Source organism: Epilithonimonas sp., from assembly GCF_036780765.1.
Lineage (GTDB): Bacteria > Bacteroidota > Bacteroidia > Flavobacteriales > Weeksellaceae > Epilithonimonas.
The window spans coordinates 126,381-141,506 of record NZ_DAIQCG010000001.1; the positions used below are offsets into that span (position 1 = coordinate 126,381).

Genomic DNA, 15,126 nt, shown 5'->3' on the forward strand with positions numbered 1-15,126 from the left:
ACAAATGATTCCGCAAAGTTTTAAAGACATCGTCTCCAATGTGGAAAACACTGGTTTTTTCCAAACTTTAGCAATGATAATCTTCATCTTGTTCTTTGTAGTTGTGGTTTATATAGTAATCAACAGACCAAAGAAATATTATAACGAAGAAGAAAATGCGCCTTTGGAAAAAGACCACGACGATGACAAGTTTACTTTGTAACTCTATTAAAGATAATTAACTATGAAAAGAAGAACACCTGTTTATATTAATATTCTAATTGTTTTAGGATTATTACTGGTAGTATTTTATATGTTCTCGCAGTCATCTGACTTTTTAACGTCCAGATACTTCTTGGGAACAGCTTTAATCAGTGTTATAGTCGTATTCATTCAAACAGCAATTGGTGATTTGATTGAAAACGAAAAATTCAAGAAATTAACTGACGCTGAAAAAGCAACTTATCTTAACGAAACTAAAGTTCCATATTTCAAATATTTGTGGAACGGAGCATTCAAAAGCCAAGGCGAAAAAGAAGAGAAAGATATTCTTATCGACCACGGATTCGATGGAATTATGGAACTTGACAATCAGCTTCCAAAATGGTGGTTGGGCCTTTTCTATTTTGGTGTTGCATATTGTGTATTGTATATCTCATCTTATTTCCTGACAGATTTTGCAAATCCTTATAAAGAGTATGAACAAGAATACAGGGAACAAACTGCTGCTATTACTGAGTATATGTCTACAGTCACTCAGCCAACTATAGAAACTGCTGTTTTCTCAGAAGACAATGTAGAGGCTGGAAAAGCTGTCTTCGAAACCAACTGTGTTTCTTGTCACGGTGAAGGTGGGAAAGGAGGAATTGGTCCTAACTTGACAGATAATTTCTGGATTAATCAGCCTGAGAAAACGTTATTCAAAAATGTTTTCTATATGGTAGAAAATGGTAGTAAAAATAACCCAACAATGCAGGCTTGGGGTAAAAATGGTATTGTTAATGGTTTTGAAATGCAAGCTGTATCTGCTTATGTTTATCACATCAACCAAGAACAGGCTCCAATTACTGAAGCACAAGGTGGCGCTGCTCCTCAAGGAGAAGAAGCACACTGGGAAAAATAAGTAGTAAACAACTTAACATACAAAGAGATTGTCAAAAGAATATTGTTCTATATAGGAATGATATTTGGAAAATGAATTGATACGATTCGTTTTTCGGGCAATCTCTTTTTTTATCTAAATATTATGAGTGGGACAGAAAAAAAATACAACGAGGCTGAAAGCTGGGTGGTAGAAGCTGAGACATTCAGAGACTCAGTTGGAACAATGGACAATACCGGAAAAAGAAAATGGGTATTTCCAAGGAAACCAAAGGGCAAATACACCAATTACAGAGTTCTCGTTAGTATTATATTATTAGCAATCTATTTTGTAATTCCTTTTCTTAAAATCAATGGCAATCCAGTTCTTTTATTCAACATTATAGAACGCCAATTCTTCATATTTGGTCAGCCATTTTACCCTCAAGATTTCTTTATTTTAGCCTTAGGCGCAATTGGTTCATTAGTATTCATTATTCTTTTTACTGTAACATTTGGAAGGATTTTTTGTGGATGGATTTGTCCGCAGACAATCTTTTTGGAAATGATTTTCCGAAAAATAGAATACGCAATAGAAGGTGACAGAAATAAGCAGATAAGGTTAGACAACCAGCCTTGGGATTCTGAAAAAATATGGAAACGTTCTCTAAAGTGGACAATATTCATCATCATCTCATTAGTTATAACTCACATTATGTTTATGTACATTGTAGGTTATGAAGAAGTTTTGAGAATAATGCAAGAAGGTCCGTTTGCGAAGCCAACCAACTTCTTGGTAATGATAATGTTCACGGCAGCATTCTATTTTGTATTTGCTTGGTTCAGAGAACAGGTTTGTACGATGGTTTGTCCTTATGGTAGATTGCAAGGTGTATTGATTGACAAAGAAACCATCAACGTTTTTTACGATTATAAAAGAGGAGAAAACCGTTCCAAATGGAAAAAAGGAGAAGATAGAAAAGCAGAAGGAAAAGGGGATTGTATCGACTGTAAACAATGCGTTGTAGTTTGCCCGACAGGAATTGATATCCGTGATGGATTGCAAATGGAATGCGTGAATTGTACTGCTTGTATCGATGCTTGTGATGAAGTAATGGTAAAAGTGGGTCTTCCACCAGGATTGATTCGTTATGCATCGGAGAAAGAAATTGAAGAACAAGGCCAATTCAAATTCTCTGGGAAGATGAAAATCTATTCTGTGATTTTGGTTTTATTAGTGGGATTCCTTGGATTCTTGCTTTACAACAGAGGCGAAATGGAAGCTAAATTCCTGAAACCTCCTGGATCAACATTCTTTGTAAGGGAAGGAAAAATCACGAATACTTATAATTATACTTTCCTCAATAAATCGAACGAAACGAAAACCGTTATCATCAAAATCATCGAACCTAAAAACGGAGAAATATCTTCAAGTACGACAAGCAAAATTATTCTGAAGAGAGATGCGATGATAAAAGGAACCATCAATGTAAGTTTCCCGGAAAGTCAAATCAAATTGTCCAAACAAAATCTGGAATTGGGCGTTTATGATATGAACGGAAAATTATTAGACTCTTACAATACTTACTTTGAAGGACCTTTCAAATTTCAATTTTAAATCTAACTTTAGAATGAAAAAATTACATTGGGGACACGGTTTGGCGATAGCTTTAGGATGTTTTATATTTTTCATTTTGTTTTTGATTTTCATCTTTCCAATGGGAAAACAAAATGCAGAAATGATTTCCAACAATTACTATGAAGAAGAGTTGCAATATCAAGATATCATTGATGCAAAAAAAAATGCAGCACAATTGGAACAACAACCAGTTTATAAAGTAACAAGTGAAGGAATGATGATTTCTTTTCCAGAGACCATCAAAGTAGATAATGATAAAGTGAATTTTGTATTATTCAGAACCGAAGATTCCAATCTAGATGTAAAAAAAGAAGTGGGATTACAGCATAATGTTTTCTTGATCCCTAAAAAAGTATTATCTGCAGGTTCTTATACTTTGAAACTGAAATGGACATCAAATAAAAAACCATATCAAATAGATTACGATATTCAATGGAAATGACCTTCATAATATCAGCGATTGGGTTGGGTTTTGCCTCCGGCTTCCATTGTATTGGGATGTGCGGTCCTATCGCTTTATCTATGGGTCTTACCAAAAATCAGAAAGCTAATTTCTATTTACAGAATATAACATATCAGTTTGGCAGAATTTTCACTTATTCTTTTTTAGGAGCAGTGTTGGGAATCATTGGTCAAAGTTTTGAGTTAGCTGGATTTCAAAAATACTTAACGATTTTTGTTGGAGTTTTATTAATTATAATGGCAATTTTTTCTTTCGGAGGAAAAGACTTTGCTTCTAAAATTCCTTTTGTTTCAAAAGCTTTGTTGAGAGTTAAGATGCAATTGGGAAAAATCCTACAAAGACCAGATTACAAATCTCGTTTCGCTACCGGAATTTTGAATGGATTCTTACCTTGTGGAATGGTTTATATGGCTTTAACCGCTTCATTAGCTGCAGGCGGAATCTGGCAAAGTTCAGTTTTTATGCTGTTATTCGGGTTGGGAACTTTTCCGTTTATGTTCGCCGTAGTTTTCTTGGGAAACTTCATCACAACCACTTTCCGGGTAAAAATATTAAGAGTGATTCCTATAATGATGATTATCTTGGGCGGATTATTCGTTTTTAGAGGTTTGGAGTTGGGAATTCCTTATGTTTCACCACATTCCGAAGCTTTGCACGTTAATCATTCTAAAGATGGTTTCCATATGGATCATACTAATTGTCATTAGATTAAAAAATCTATCTCTTTTTTCTATCGACATCTAATTTTTTCTTAACAAAGTTTATTAAAATTCGACTTGAAAAAAAAAGAAAAGAATGACATGTATTTCTTTTGAAATTTTTGCAAAACTCCAAGAAAAATATTTTAAGTTAAAAAATAGTAAGGAAATAAATACAAAAAAGTCGGCTAATTGCCGACTTTAATTTTATCTAGAAAGTAACTTCTGAACTTTCTTTCCCTTTCTGGAAGTTGAGCGTCTTCAGAGCGCCTTTGTAAGTAATATTCATAATATTGACTTGTTTGGGAAACTGTCCAATCAAGATGCTGTTTTTGATTTTCAAACTGGAGATATCAGAAACATTCGCGACTTCATAGTAAACCCAAACAGATTCTCCATTCACTTGGCTTCCTGTGAAAGTCAAAGATTTCGCTGAGCCGTTGATGGCAACATCCACATTGTTATTCACATATTTTTTCACTTCAGCTTCGAAGCCAGCGGTAGCCGGATTAATCTTTACAGCTTGGGAAATATGATTAGTATTCAATTTAGTTGTAAACTTCAGCGTCTTGCTTCCATCAATATAATCCACTTTGGTCATTGACGAGAAGAAGTCAAAATCTTTAAAACTGAAAAAACTGATTAACAAAATTCCCAGAGATAATATAAATAATGATTTTTTCATTTTATATAATATTTGATAACTTTTAACATAAATATTTGGTCAAATTATATGCCAGATATTAGAAATTCACACTTACAGAATATTTGTCATAGAAAGCTTTGATGTGTTCCACCGCATCTTCCGCCGTATCAACTACTCTGAAAAGTAATAAGTCTTTTTCTGCAATCAAACCTTCTTTCAACAAAGTTTCTTTGAACCAATCCAACAATCCGCTCCAGAACTCGCTTCCAACCAAAACGATGGGGAACTTCCCTATTTTATTGGTTTGAATTAAGGTCAAAGCTTCTGACAACTCATCCAATGTTCCAAAACCCCCAGGCATTACTACAAAACCTTGAGAATATTTAACAAACATTACTTTTCTAACGAAAAAATAATCAAAATTGATATTATAACCTTTGTCAACATAAGGGTTAAAATGTTGTTCGAAAGGCAATTCGATATTCAAACCGATAGATTTTCCCTGTCCGCTGGCGCCTCTGTTTCCGGCTTCCATTATTCCAGGTCCACCGCCAGTGATGACACCAAATCCAATTTCTGTGATTTTCTGTGCGATGTCAGAAGCCATTTTATAATAATAGCTGTCTTCTTTCAACCTTGCAGAACCGAAAATAGAAACACAAGGTCCAATTTTCGCCATTTTCTCATAACCATCTACAAATTCCGACATCACTCGGAAAACCATCCAGCTGTCTTTCGTAATTGTTTCGTCCCAAGTCTTTTGTCTCAGACTTTCCTGTAATCTTTTATCTTCGTCTTGTTGTGTCATTTGAATAGTCTTTCTGCTTCATTAATTGATTCTGGTTTTCCAACGTCTATCAGGTTCGCTGTATGTTGATAACCAATGATGATATCTTCTTTCATCAGGTCCATATATTCGTCCATAATAGAGAATTTTCCGGTTCTTGTCATCTTCTCAAATATCTCAGAATTGACACAATGTACACCACTGAACGCCAATTCTCTTAATTTGAAAATCCCGCCAACAACAGTCTTTTTGTTTGTAGTAAGGTTTTTCCAGCCTTTCAAAAACATTTTATCATTGAACATCAGTTTTCTGGAACTGTCTCTGTCAGAAACCGCCAAGGTAATCATTCCACCTTTGATTTCGTGAAGCTTGATGAAATTAGTAATATTAAGGTCTGTCAGGATATCAACATTCATTATCAGGAATGTCTTTTCTTTTTCCAAGAATTTTTTGGCGAATAAAAGTCCACCGCCCGTTTCCAGAAGTTCTTCTGATTCGTTGGAGATTTCGATATTAGCGCCGAAGTTATCATTCTCCGCTAAAAATGCCAAAATCTGTCCTCCAAAATGATGAATATTAATAACAAAATCATTAATCCCGTAACTCTGGAGATATTTTATATTTCTTTCCAAAAGCGCAACGCCATTGACTTGCGCCAAAGCTTTGGGATGATTGTCTGTGAAAGGTTTTAGTCGGGTTCCCATTCCCGCAGCAAATATTAATGCTTTCATACTTATAAATGGTAATTAATTAATGATGGATGATAAATCTTAAAATTAATTATCATTTATCGATGACAAATTAAGGTGTAATTGCTCATCGTGGTGGATTTTAACCTCTGCTTCAGGATATTTTTCTTTGATGAATTCCAAAGTTTTAATCGCCGAATAAACCGAACGATGCTGTCCGCCAGTGCAACCAAAATTAATTTGCAGATTCTCAAAACCTCGACTTAAATAATTTTCTATACTGATTGACAAAAGAGATTTTACCGAATCAAAGAACTTCGGAAACTCTGTTTTTTGTTCCAAAAACTCCTGCACGCCAATATCATTTCCCGTTTGAGATTTGTATTCTTCAATTCTTCCAGGATTCAGGATTCCTCTGCAATCGAAAACGAAACCACCCCCGTTTCCAGAATCATCTTTAGGAATTCCTTTCTTTTTATAAGAAAAACTGTGAATATCAATAACCAATTTGTTCTGCATTAACTTTAATTTTCCGTAAAGTTACCCTTTTTAATTTTCTTTGAAAAAATATAACCACAAAGACACATAGTTTTTTTGTTAAATAAGAGAATTTTAAAAAAAGACAGACCAAAAATATTACTATTTTCTTTTCTCTAATTAAAAAAATCAATTTTCCTATGTGACAATGTGGTTTTAAAATTTAATTTTGCATATTAATTGATATAAAGATTTGCGAATCAAAGATATTCCTTACTTTTAGAAATAAATCACACAGAATGAAATTTATAAAATACTGTCTCTTAGCAACTTTATTATTCTTTATGATAGGTTGTAAAAAAACTAGTGTTGATGGGAGCAGCCGTAAAAGCTTTCAAGAAAGCATCAATGATATGGCTTCCAGCTTACCAACATTGAAACAAGTGAAGTTCAACGAAGCCTTGTATATTCTTAAAACTTTTGGTGTAGAAGCTGACGGCGATATTGCAGAAATCACCGCACTTGGAAAACTTCTAGATGGTAAAAAAACGGCTGAGATTTTCGCTCTGGCAGACCAAGTTGCTCAGAAAAACGGAATCACTTGGAGCAGTACAGCGCCACCAAGTCTTGGCGAGATGAATATTTTTGGTAATACAGTTGCTTCTGAAAAAGATCCAAATGATATTGACGCTGCAAGTCTTAGTATTAATGTTAGAAATATCGCTGGCGACAGTTTAACCGGTTCAAAAGGTTTGATTATCACACCACAATTATTAGACAACAACGGAAAAAAGGTCGATTTCGAAGGTGCAGCCTTGGAAACCATTATGGAGATTTCTAGTGGTGGCAACAAGATTTCTACTTCTAAAAACTTGATGCAAGACCCTTCGTTCCGAGGATTCACTGTTTTATATGCTAAACTTCCGAAAGAGAAAATCTTTGAAGAAAAAATCGATATAAAGTTAAGCGTTAAGACAACGAAGAAGTTACTACAAATGATAAAAACAGGAATTGCTGTAAACGGGCAAGCTCTTTACACGCCACCTCCGCCAGTTGTATCAGATTCACTTCAGGTTTCAACATCTACAGTTGATCCGCAAACAGGCGAGACTATTGTAACGTCACCACCAGCTCCAAAGCCAGCAACGACTGATCCAAAAGCTACGGTTACAAAATTCCTGAATAATTTGTCTTCACAGAATTTCAAAGCCGCTTACGAATCTGCTGATAATCCAAATTGGGGTTCTTACGACAAATTTTCTAATCCAATCTCTGGTTTTGGGTCGGTTAAGAATATCAACGTAAAAAATATTGCAGTTCCTTACAACAAAGATAATTCTGCAAACGTGAACGTCACTTACGATGTTACTGACAAAAACGGAAAAACCACTTCTCTGAACGTGACTTACGGACTGAAATCTGTAAACAACAATTGGAAAATCACTACTTACAAAATCAACAATCCTTAAAAATAAAAAATGGCATCTGCGGAATTAATCAAGAAATTAGAAGAAACAATAGACAATATCCCAGACTTTCCGATTCCGGGAATCCAATTCAAGGATATCTGTCCTATTTTTCTTCAACCAAAATTATATGAAGAAGTCATCGCAGATTTGGCTAATTTCAGTCGAGGCAAAATTGATGTAGTTTGTGGAATAGAAAGCAGAGGTTATCTTTTCGGAATCGCGATTGCAGTAGCTTTGGACGTTCCATTTGTATTAATCAGAAAAGCTGGAAAATTACCGCCACCTTTCATCGGAGAAAAATATGATTTGGAATATGGTTCAGCTGAAATCGAAATGAAAACCGGACATTTGAAAGAAGGACAACGTGTTTTGATTCACGATGACCTTTTGGCAACAGGCGGAACAACAGAAGCAGCTGCAAAATTAGTTGCAAAGCAAGGCGCAATCCCTACACAATTCAGTTTTTTAATTGATTTGAAAGATTTAAATGGTGTTGAAAGGCTGAAGAAATTTAATTCAGAAGTCTATTCGATACTTCAATATTAAAATATTTCATCCATCAGAAAAATAAGTTTTTGCAAATCAAAAGGAAAGCATTAAATTTGCACTTCATTTACTAAAAAATTATGGCAGATTCACATAACAAAAAGAACGAACAAGAAGGAAAAGAAACTGTAGAATTCTTCAGAGACCTTGATAAAGAGGCACTGAACATAGAATCTTTCCTAGAAAAAAATGCAAGAACGTTGAGTATCGGTTTCGGTATTCTTATCGTTGCAGTTCTTGGTTGGTTTGGTTACCAGCAGTTCATTTTGGGCCCTCAAAATGAGGAAGCTACAAAAAGTTATTTGGCAGCTCAGAAAAATTTGACAGATGGTAAAGAAGATTTGGCTTTAGGTGGAAAATCTGTTGCAAATCCAGGTTTCATAGGAACTTACGAGGAATACGGAAGCACAAAAGCTGGAAAATTATCTGCTTACAACGCTGGTCTTATAGAATTCAAAAAAGGAAACTATCAGAAAGCTTACGATTTGTTAGACAAATTCAGTTCTGGCAACAAAGTTTTGGTAGCTCTTAAATATGGTGCGATGGCAGACTGTTTATCAAACCTAAACAAAGCTGACGATGCTTTAGCAATGGCAGACAAAGCTTCTTCAGCTTCAGATGACGCATACACTTCTTATTATTTCACAAAAAAAGCAGGAATGTTGGCTTTGGCACTTAAGAAAAATGCTGATGCTAAAAAATATTTCTCTGTGATTGAAGAGAAATATCAAGATTATGACAACGGTCAATCTGACGCTTTCATAGAAATGACAAAATATTACTAAACAATGGCAACAACTAATCTTTCAGATTATAAGCCACTCAATATAACCAATGCCGATGAATATTCTATCGGCATTGTTGTTTCTGAGTGGAACGATTTCGTAACCTACAACCTTCGCAACGGCGCTATCGAAACGCTGAAAGCAGAAGGTATCAAAGAAGAAAACATTCATATCTATTACGTTCCTGGCGCATTCGAGTTGAGCTTTGCAACGATGAAACTTTGCCGCTCCAACAAGTTCGCAGCAGTCATTGCAATTGGTAATGTGATTCGTGGCGAGACACCTCATTTCGAGTTTGTTTGTTCAGGTGTAACGCAAGGAATTAAAGACTGTAACATTTTGACAGATACACCAGCAATTTTCTGCGTTTTGACAGACGATACCAAAGAACAATCTATCGCAAGAAGCGGCGGAAATCTTGGTAACAAAGGCGTAGAAGCTGCAGTTACTGCATTGAAAATGATAGATTTCAACACGAAGTTTTCTTTCTAAGCATTAATTTTTTAGGAGCTTAATTCAGCTGGTAATTTATGCTGAGCGAAGTCGAAGTGCTGTATCTTTTCCCAAAAGCTAAATCCAGCTGCAAAAAAGGATGCCGTTCACATCAGGTCTATGCATAAAGCACACTAAAAAAACTTCTCAATCCAAAAATAAATTCCTAATTTTAAAACACAAAATATTACAAGATGAAATGGACAAACGACAGAAGTGACAATGTAGATGACAGACGTGGTTCTGGTGGAGGCGGCGGAATGCTAGTTGGTGGTGGCTTAGGAACTATCATTATTGCAGCCATTGTTTTCTTTCTGGGAGGCGACCCATCTGCCATCCTCAATAACAGTACTTCTGCACCACAACAGACTGAACAGAGACAACTTTCCAAAGAAGAACTTAGTATTGGTCAAATGGTTAGTATGCTCGCTAAAGAAAATGAACAAACGTGGGAAAAGGTTTTTCAGGAAAACGGAATCCAATTCAGACCTGCAAAAGTAGTCTTATTTGAAAGTATAACAAGTTCAGGCTGTGGAACTGCACAGTCAGAAATGGGACCTTTCTATTGTCCATCAGACCAAACTATCTATATGGATATGAGTTTCTTCAATGAGCTGCAGCAAAAATTTGGAGCAAAAGTTGGACAATTTACAGTAGCTTATGTTCTCGGCCACGAATATGGTCACCATATTCAAAACTTACTGGGAACATTAAACCAAGTAAGCAAGCTACAACAAAGTGGAAGCGAAGCACAAGCCAATAAAATCTCTGTCGCTAACGAATTACAAGCTGATTTCTATGCTGGATTATGGGCAAAAGAAACTGATAGTCGCGAAAAGTTCTTAGAAGCTGGTGATATTCAGGAAGCAATGAGTGCTGCTGCTGCGGTTGGTGATGACAACATACAAAAAAGAGGACAAGGTTACGTGAATCAAGAAAGCTTCACACACGGTTCTTCTGCACAAAGAGAAGAATGGTTTATGAAAGGTTACAATACCGGAGATATCAGACAGGGAGATACTTTTAGCGCATTACTAAGATAAATTTATCCAAATTATAAAATAAAAACCAGCAATTTTAAGAGTTGCTGGTTTTTTATATTTTCTTCACTAATGAAAAAAACAAAAAAAAAGACTGATAATCAATGATTAACAGTCTTTTTATGTACCCCAGACGGGACTTGAACCCGTACGTCCTTGCGGACACAGGATTTTAAGTCCTGCGTGTCTACCAGTTCCACCACCAGGGCGACGGTGGAGCGAAAAACGGGACTCGAACCCGCGACCCCAACCTTGGCAAGGTTGTGCTCTACCAGCTGAGCTATTTTCGCATAAAAAAAATTTCTAATTTCTTAGAAATTCTTTCTTTGTGCGGATGAAGGGACTCGAACCCCCACGCCGTGAAGCACCAGATCCTAAGTCTGGCGTGGCTACCAATTACACCACATCCGCATTATTTTTAAGAACTCCTTTTCTTTCGTTTTGGTGAGTGCAAATATATAACTCTTTTATATTCTCTCCAAAATAAATTCAACATTTTTTTAAAGTTTTTTGATCAGCCGTTTTTTCAATAACATCAATACTTTTTATTACCTTTACAACCTTAAAACATTTTCGAGATATGGAATTAACAGGAACGATAAAGAAAATTTCTGATTTACAAACATTTGCAAGTGGATTTCAAAAAAAAGAACTAGTTCTTTTGACAGAAGAACAGTATCCGCAGCCAATTAATATTGAATTCACTCAAGATAAAGTTGATTTGTTGAATGCTCACAAAGTGGGTGATAAAGTGAAAGTTCATATCAACATACGAGGAAGAGAATGGACAAGTCCACAAGGTGAAGTGAAATATTTCAACTCTATTGTTGGATGGAGAATGGAAAAAGATGCTTCTTCCGATTTTAATGAGCCTACTCAAGCTGCACCTTCTCAAAATTCGCCTTCAACAGAAAACAAAAATGTTTTTGCTGAGGATGAAGATGATGATTTGCCTTTCTAATATTAATAGAATAATATCACATAAATCTCCCTGCATTTTAAAATAAAGTGCGGGGATTATTTTTTATAAACCCAAAATCATCTAATGCTTAGACTTGATCCTAATGATATTTCTTTTCCAGATCCGGAACATTATGATTCGGAGGATGGATTAATGGCTTTTGGCGGTGATTTGAGACCAGAAAGACTTTGGTTTGCTTATCAAATTGGATTATTTCCTTGGTATAATGAAGGAGAAGAAATTCTTTGGTGGTGTCCGAACCCGAGATTTGTTTTATTCCCAAATGAAATTAAAATTTCAAAATCGATGAGAAAAATTCTGCGAGATGAGGTTTTTGAATTTACAGAAAACCAATGCTTCGAAGAAGTGATGAGAAATTGTAAAACATTAGAAAGAAAAGGACAAGATGGAACTTGGATTAATGAAGAACTCATTGCATCTTTTGTAAAACTTCACCATTATGGAAAAGCTAAAAGTTTTGAAGTCTGGCAAAACGGCAATTTGGTTGGTGGATTTTATGGAATTTTAGTCGGAAATGTTTTCTGTGGCGAAAGTATGTTTTCCAAAGTTTCCAATGCTTCTAAAGCCGGCTTTATCCATTTTACGACCAAATATCAAAACCAATGGGAACTTATCGATTGTCAAATCCACTCTGAACATCTTGAAAGTCTAGGCGCAAAAATGATTCCGAAAATTGATTATTTAAATATCTTAAAACAACAAAAACCTTGAATACTGAAAAACAAAAATGGATCCTTCTCATCACATTATCTGTGATTTGGGGATCATCCTTCATATTAATAAAAAAATCTTTAGAACATTTCAATCCTTATGAAGTGGGGGCTTTAAGAGTTTTGATATCCGGAATTGTATTAATGCCTTACGCTATTACTAAAATCAAACAATTTCCGAAGCAACATACAAAATGGCTAATCTTGGCTGCTGTGACAGGAAGTTTTATTCCAATGTTTCTGTTTCCATTAGCAGAAACTGAAATTAGCAGCAGCATTGCTGGAATTATTAACTCTATGATGCCAATATTCGTGATTATTGTGGGTTCTTTGGTTTGGAAGTTCTCTACTACCAAAAGGCAAATGATTGGCGTTTTAATTAGTTTTATCGGTGCTTGTATTTTAGCTTTGGGAAGTGGTGAAAGTGGCGAAATCAAAATCTACCCTATTCTTTTGCTGGTTTTAGCAGTTCTAATGTATGCTATCAGTACAACGACCATAAAATCAAAACTACAGGAGGTTCCAGCAATTTTGATGTCTGCTTTTATTTTTTCTTTTGTGTTGTCTTTACCTTCATTAATTGCTTTGGTATTTTCAGGATTTTTCAATGATTTCAGTTTTAATCAAAGTACGTTTGAAGGACTTGGTTTTGTAGCGATGTTATCCATCTTTGGAACTGGGCTGGCAATGATGATGAATTATAAATTATTGAGTATTTCTACACCGTTATTTGCATCAACTGTAACTTTGTTAATGCCAATTGTTGCGATTATTTGGGGAATTTTGGATGGAGAAACTTTAACTACGATGCAATCTGTCGGAGCTTTGATTATTTTGGCTGGATTAATATTTTTAAGAAGTAAGCCAAAGGCTGCATAAATTTTTTTAACGCAAAGCGCGCAAAGATCTTATTGAGGTTATTGAAAATATTTTTAAGGTTCGCAAAGGAATAAAACTCTGCTAAGAAATAGATAGAATTAGTTTGATACCCTGCGGAATTACAATATTGTGGTTTTGGTTTAATGTTGATTGGATTACAAAACCCATAGCCCTGATTGTAACGGCATCCTTTTGTGATGAGGAACGAAGAGCAAAAGATATAGTGGAAAGCAGGTTCCCGGCTCCTAAAAAATAAAAAGCTCAGAATTATCTGAGCTTTTCTTTTATTTCTTTTTGGTCTTTATTTTTTTGACCTGTTCTTTGATGAAGGGATATTTCTGCTGCATATCTTTGCTGAGCGAAGGATCCAACTCCAATGCTTTTTCCAGCTTAGCAATGCCTTCTGAATCATTTTTCAGGTTGAAGTAGCAATTACTCAACTGATAATATAATTCGGCACGTTGATGCGTTTGTAAAGCTTTTTCCAAAATTGTAATCGCTTCCTCGTATTCGCCTATCAACATCAAAACTTCCGAATAAGCATACCAGTTGTAAAACCTGCTTGATTCTGTATCGACCAATTTTTTCAGGCAAGTCAAACTTTCTTCATACTCACCGCAAGTGATGTAAAGAAAAGCTAAGCGCTTCTGATATTCGAGATTTCCGACATTGAGAGCAACTGCTTCCTGAGCAAAATAAAGCGCTTCTTTGGTATTGCCCATCTCTTCGTAGATATTGGACTGCTCCATCATTGCCAAATAAAACTGAGGATCTTCTCTCAAAGATTTTTGGAAAGACGTGAGTGCAGGAACCAATTTCTTAGCTTCTTTGTAGCACAACCCAATTTTATAGAATGTGAATGCTTTTGTATATTCTAACTCCAGCATTTCTTCATAAACCTCAATCGCTTTGTCCCACTCGCCCATTGCCTCATAACAAGATGCTTTGTTTGCATAAACACCAACTGCCGTTGAGTTGATAGCCAAAATATAATCGAATCCTTTGATGGCTTCGTCGTAATTCTTTTTGTTGAAGTAAAACTGCCCGTACTCATACCAAGCGGTTTCCGAGAATGGAAACTTATCAAGATATTGATTAAGAAAGTCTATCGCTTCTTGTGGACGGTTCAGTTTACTATAACAAACCATTACGTTTTCCAAAGAATAATCGTCATAAGGATCGTGCTCTAAAGCTGACGTATAATGTTTCAGCGCATTGAATGGATCATCTAGATTGACATATTCGTCCGCAATGAAATTGTGAAGGAAATTTTCTTCTTCCTCTAGTTCCAAAGCTTTCTGACAATATTCAATTGATTTTTTCGGGTTTCCAAGGTTGGAATAATATTTAGCACAACAAACCAAAAAGTCTGTATCTTCCAGAGATGACTGATGCAATTCATCAATCAATTCTTTTGCTTTCGCGTAGCGCTCTAACTCCAAGAAAACTTCTAATTGCTTAGTTTTGATTTCCAAAGAATTAGGATGTATTTTCAGAGCGTGATTCACGGCCATTTCTGCATAACTGTAATCTCCAAGCTCCAGATAATAGATGATAATTTCTATATATTCTTCGGTATCGAAATAGAATTCATCATTATTCTCTATCATTTCTTCGAACTTTTTAGCAAGTTCGTTTTCAAAAAATTCTTCCAATATGTGTGATTTAGATTTGAGATTCAGCTCCGCTCAGATTGTTTTTGCAATGTGAGATCTGTAAATGAATTACAATTGCCCGGTCTTAAATCTTCTTTTATAAAGTTACT

Annotated in this window: 18 protein-coding genes and 3 tRNA genes; 13 read left to right on the top strand and 8 right to left on the bottom strand. The window is 35.4% G+C overall.

Translation table 11 applies throughout. From position 1 onward, the window contains the following. Nucleotides 1–4: 4 nt before the first annotated feature. The 5 genes from V7P73_RS00615 (at nt 5) to V7P73_RS00635 (ending at nt 3,868) form a co-directional block, all read left to right on the top strand. Nucleotides 5–202 (top strand): CcoQ/FixQ family Cbb3-type cytochrome c oxidase assembly chaperone, encoded by a 198-nt coding sequence (locus V7P73_RS00615; protein ID WP_333850588.1) that lies wholly within the window; start codon nt 5–7, stop codon nt 200–202. Nucleotides 203–223: 21 nt separating this feature from the next. Beyond that, nucleotides 224–1,102 (top strand): cbb3-type cytochrome c oxidase N-terminal domain-containing protein, encoded by an 879-nt coding sequence (locus V7P73_RS00620; protein ID WP_333850590.1) that lies wholly within the window; start codon nt 224–226, stop codon nt 1,100–1,102. A 123-nt stretch (nt 1,103–1,225) separates the two neighbouring features. After that, entirely contained in the window at nt 1,226–2,677 is a 1,452-nt protein-coding gene (ccoG, locus tag V7P73_RS00625) for a cytochrome c oxidase accessory protein CcoG (RefSeq protein WP_333850592.1), read from the top strand. 13 nt (nt 2,678–2,690) lie between these two features. After that, entirely contained in the window at nt 2,691–3,140 is a 450-nt protein-coding gene (locus tag V7P73_RS00630) for a FixH family protein (protein WP_333850594.1), read from the top strand. Further along, nucleotides 3,131–3,868 (top strand): sulfite exporter TauE/SafE family protein, encoded by a 738-nt coding sequence (locus V7P73_RS00635; protein ID WP_333850595.1) that lies wholly within the window; start codon nt 3,131–3,133, stop codon nt 3,866–3,868. The genes V7P73_RS00630 and V7P73_RS00635 overlap by 10 nt, the downstream gene beginning before the upstream one ends. Nucleotides 3,869–4,070: 202 nt before the next feature. On the opposite strand, the gene V7P73_RS00640 is transcribed toward V7P73_RS00635, so the two are convergent. From V7P73_RS00640 to V7P73_RS00655, 4 genes are read right to left on the bottom strand one after another with little or no spacing between them, the layout of a single operon-like run. Then, entirely contained in the window at nt 4,071–4,544 is a 474-nt protein-coding gene (locus V7P73_RS00640; RefSeq protein WP_333850597.1) for a DUF6702 family protein, read from the bottom strand. Nucleotides 4,545–4,602: 58 nt separating this feature from the next. Continuing rightward, nucleotides 4,603–5,313, bottom strand: coding sequence for a TIGR00730 family Rossman fold protein (locus V7P73_RS00645; protein WP_333850599.1), 711 nt, complete (start codon nt 5,311–5,313; stop codon nt 4,603–4,605). Beyond that, complete coding sequence (locus tag V7P73_RS00650) at nt 5,310–6,023, bottom strand: nucleotidyltransferase family protein (protein ID WP_333850601.1); 714 nt, start codon at nt 6,021–6,023, stop codon at nt 5,310–5,312. The genes V7P73_RS00645 and V7P73_RS00650 overlap by 4 nt, the downstream gene beginning before the upstream one ends. A 45-nt stretch (nt 6,024–6,068) precedes the next feature. Then, the gene (locus V7P73_RS00655; RefSeq protein ID WP_333850603.1) at nt 6,069–6,500 is read right to left on the bottom strand and encodes a RapZ C-terminal domain-containing protein; all 432 of its coding nucleotides are present in this window, start codon (nt 6,498–6,500) and stop codon (nt 6,069–6,071) included. Between the two features lie 257 nt (nt 6,501–6,757). Here V7P73_RS00655 and V7P73_RS00660 point away from each other — a divergent pair, with 257 nt between their 5' ends. The 5 genes from V7P73_RS00660 (at nt 6,758) to ypfJ (ending at nt 10,793) form a co-directional block, all read left to right on the top strand. Continuing rightward, nucleotides 6,758–7,927 carry an NTF2-like N-terminal transpeptidase domain-containing protein gene (locus V7P73_RS00660; RefSeq protein WP_333850605.1) on the top strand — a complete coding sequence of 390 codons (1,170 nt, stop codon included), beginning with the start codon at nt 6,758–6,760 and terminating at the stop codon, nt 7,925–7,927. A 9-nt stretch (nt 7,928–7,936) separates the two neighbouring features. Next, nucleotides 7,937–8,473, top strand: coding sequence for an adenine phosphoribosyltransferase (locus V7P73_RS00665; protein ID WP_248874742.1), 537 nt, complete (start codon nt 7,937–7,939; stop codon nt 8,471–8,473). A gap of 80 nt (nt 8,474–8,553) precedes the next feature. Next, entirely contained in the window at nt 8,554–9,258 is a 705-nt protein-coding gene (locus V7P73_RS00670; RefSeq protein WP_333850608.1) for a tetratricopeptide repeat protein, read from the top strand. A gap of 3 nt (nt 9,259–9,261) precedes the next feature. Then, nucleotides 9,262–9,750: a 6,7-dimethyl-8-ribityllumazine synthase gene (gene ribH / locus V7P73_RS00675; protein ID WP_333850610.1), complete on the top strand. Its 489-nt coding sequence runs from the start codon at nt 9,262–9,264 to the stop codon at nt 9,748–9,750. Between the two features lie 194 nt (nt 9,751–9,944). Beyond that, on the top strand, nt 9,945–10,793 hold the full coding sequence (gene ypfJ / locus V7P73_RS00680; RefSeq protein WP_333850613.1) for a KPN_02809 family neutral zinc metallopeptidase: 849 nt from the start codon (nt 9,945–9,947) through the stop codon (nt 10,791–10,793). 122 nt (nt 10,794–10,915) lie between these two features. On the opposite strand, the gene V7P73_RS00685 is transcribed toward ypfJ, so the two are convergent. From V7P73_RS00685 to V7P73_RS00695, 3 genes are all read right to left on the bottom strand, one after another. Then, a tRNA-Leu gene (locus tag V7P73_RS00685) sits at nt 10,916–10,999 on the bottom strand. A gap of 5 nt (nt 11,000–11,004) precedes the next feature. Next, nucleotides 11,005–11,080: transfer RNA gene (locus tag V7P73_RS00690), tRNA-Gly, on the bottom strand. Between the two features lie 39 nt (nt 11,081–11,119). Further along, nucleotides 11,120–11,201, bottom strand: a tRNA-Leu gene (locus V7P73_RS00695). 169 nt (nt 11,202–11,370) lie between these two features. On the opposite strand from V7P73_RS00695, the gene V7P73_RS00700 reads away from it, so the two are divergent. From V7P73_RS00700 to V7P73_RS00710, 3 genes are all read left to right on the top strand, one after another. Further along, complete coding sequence (locus V7P73_RS00700) at nt 11,371–11,751, top strand: DUF3127 domain-containing protein (RefSeq protein ID WP_312423055.1); 381 nt, start codon at nt 11,371–11,373, stop codon at nt 11,749–11,751. A gap of 84 nt (nt 11,752–11,835) precedes the next feature. After that, on the top strand, nt 11,836–12,483 hold the full coding sequence (aat, locus tag V7P73_RS00705) for a leucyl/phenylalanyl-tRNA--protein transferase (protein ID WP_333850614.1): 648 nt from the start codon (nt 11,836–11,838) through the stop codon (nt 12,481–12,483). Continuing rightward, the gene (locus V7P73_RS00710) at nt 12,480–13,361 is read left to right on the top strand and encodes a DMT family transporter (protein ID WP_333850615.1); all 882 of its coding nucleotides are present in this window, start codon (nt 12,480–12,482) and stop codon (nt 13,359–13,361) included. The genes aat and V7P73_RS00710 overlap by 4 nt, the downstream gene beginning before the upstream one ends. A gap of 284 nt (nt 13,362–13,645) precedes the next feature. Here the strand turns inward: V7P73_RS00710 and V7P73_RS00715 are convergent, their stop codons facing one another. Further along, complete coding sequence (locus tag V7P73_RS00715; RefSeq protein ID WP_333850616.1) at nt 13,646–15,016, bottom strand: tetratricopeptide repeat protein; 1,371 nt, start codon at nt 15,014–15,016, stop codon at nt 13,646–13,648. Between the last annotated feature and the right edge of the window lie 110 nt (nt 15,017–15,126).

What these genes read in the sequence shown, in the direction of transcription:
- ribH (WP_333850610.1), top strand. Translation starts at nt 9,262, where the DNA reads ATGGCAACAACTAATCTTTCAGATTATAAGCCACTCAATATAACCAAT.
- V7P73_RS00645 (WP_333850599.1), bottom strand. Translation starts at nt 5,313, where the DNA reads ATGACACAACAAGACGAAGATAAAAGATTACAGGAAAGTCTGAGACAA.
- V7P73_RS00615 (WP_333850588.1), top strand. Translation starts at nt 5, where the DNA reads ATGATTCCGCAAAGTTTTAAAGACATCGTCTCCAATGTGGAAAACACT.
- V7P73_RS00650 (WP_333850601.1), bottom strand. Translation starts at nt 6,023, where the DNA reads ATGAAAGCATTAATATTTGCTGCGGGAATGGGAACCCGACTAAAACCT.
- ccoG (WP_333850592.1), top strand. Translation starts at nt 1,226, where the DNA reads ATGAGTGGGACAGAAAAAAAATACAACGAGGCTGAAAGCTGGGTGGTA.
- V7P73_RS00620 (WP_333850590.1), top strand. Translation starts at nt 224, where the DNA reads ATGAAAAGAAGAACACCTGTTTATATTAATATTCTAATTGTTTTAGGA.
- ypfJ (WP_333850613.1), top strand. Translation starts at nt 9,945, where the DNA reads ATGAAATGGACAAACGACAGAAGTGACAATGTAGATGACAGACGTGGT.
- V7P73_RS00630 (WP_333850594.1), top strand. Translation starts at nt 2,691, where the DNA reads ATGAAAAAATTACATTGGGGACACGGTTTGGCGATAGCTTTAGGATGT.
- V7P73_RS00660 (WP_333850605.1), top strand. Translation starts at nt 6,758, where the DNA reads ATGAAATTTATAAAATACTGTCTCTTAGCAACTTTATTATTCTTTATG.
- V7P73_RS00665 (WP_248874742.1), top strand. Translation starts at nt 7,937, where the DNA reads ATGGCATCTGCGGAATTAATCAAGAAATTAGAAGAAACAATAGACAAT.
- V7P73_RS00670 (WP_333850608.1), top strand. Translation starts at nt 8,554, where the DNA reads ATGGCAGATTCACATAACAAAAAGAACGAACAAGAAGGAAAAGAAACT.
- V7P73_RS00640 (WP_333850597.1), bottom strand. Translation starts at nt 4,544, where the DNA reads ATGAAAAAATCATTATTTATATTATCTCTGGGAATTTTGTTAATCAGT.
- aat (WP_333850614.1), top strand. Translation starts at nt 11,836, where the DNA reads ATGCTTAGACTTGATCCTAATGATATTTCTTTTCCAGATCCGGAACAT.
- V7P73_RS00655 (WP_333850603.1), bottom strand. Translation starts at nt 6,500, where the DNA reads ATGCAGAACAAATTGGTTATTGATATTCACAGTTTTTCTTATAAAAAG.
- V7P73_RS00635 (WP_333850595.1), top strand. Translation starts at nt 3,131, where the DNA reads ATGGAAATGACCTTCATAATATCAGCGATTGGGTTGGGTTTTGCCTCC.
- V7P73_RS00700 (WP_312423055.1), top strand. Translation starts at nt 11,371, where the DNA reads ATGGAATTAACAGGAACGATAAAGAAAATTTCTGATTTACAAACATTT.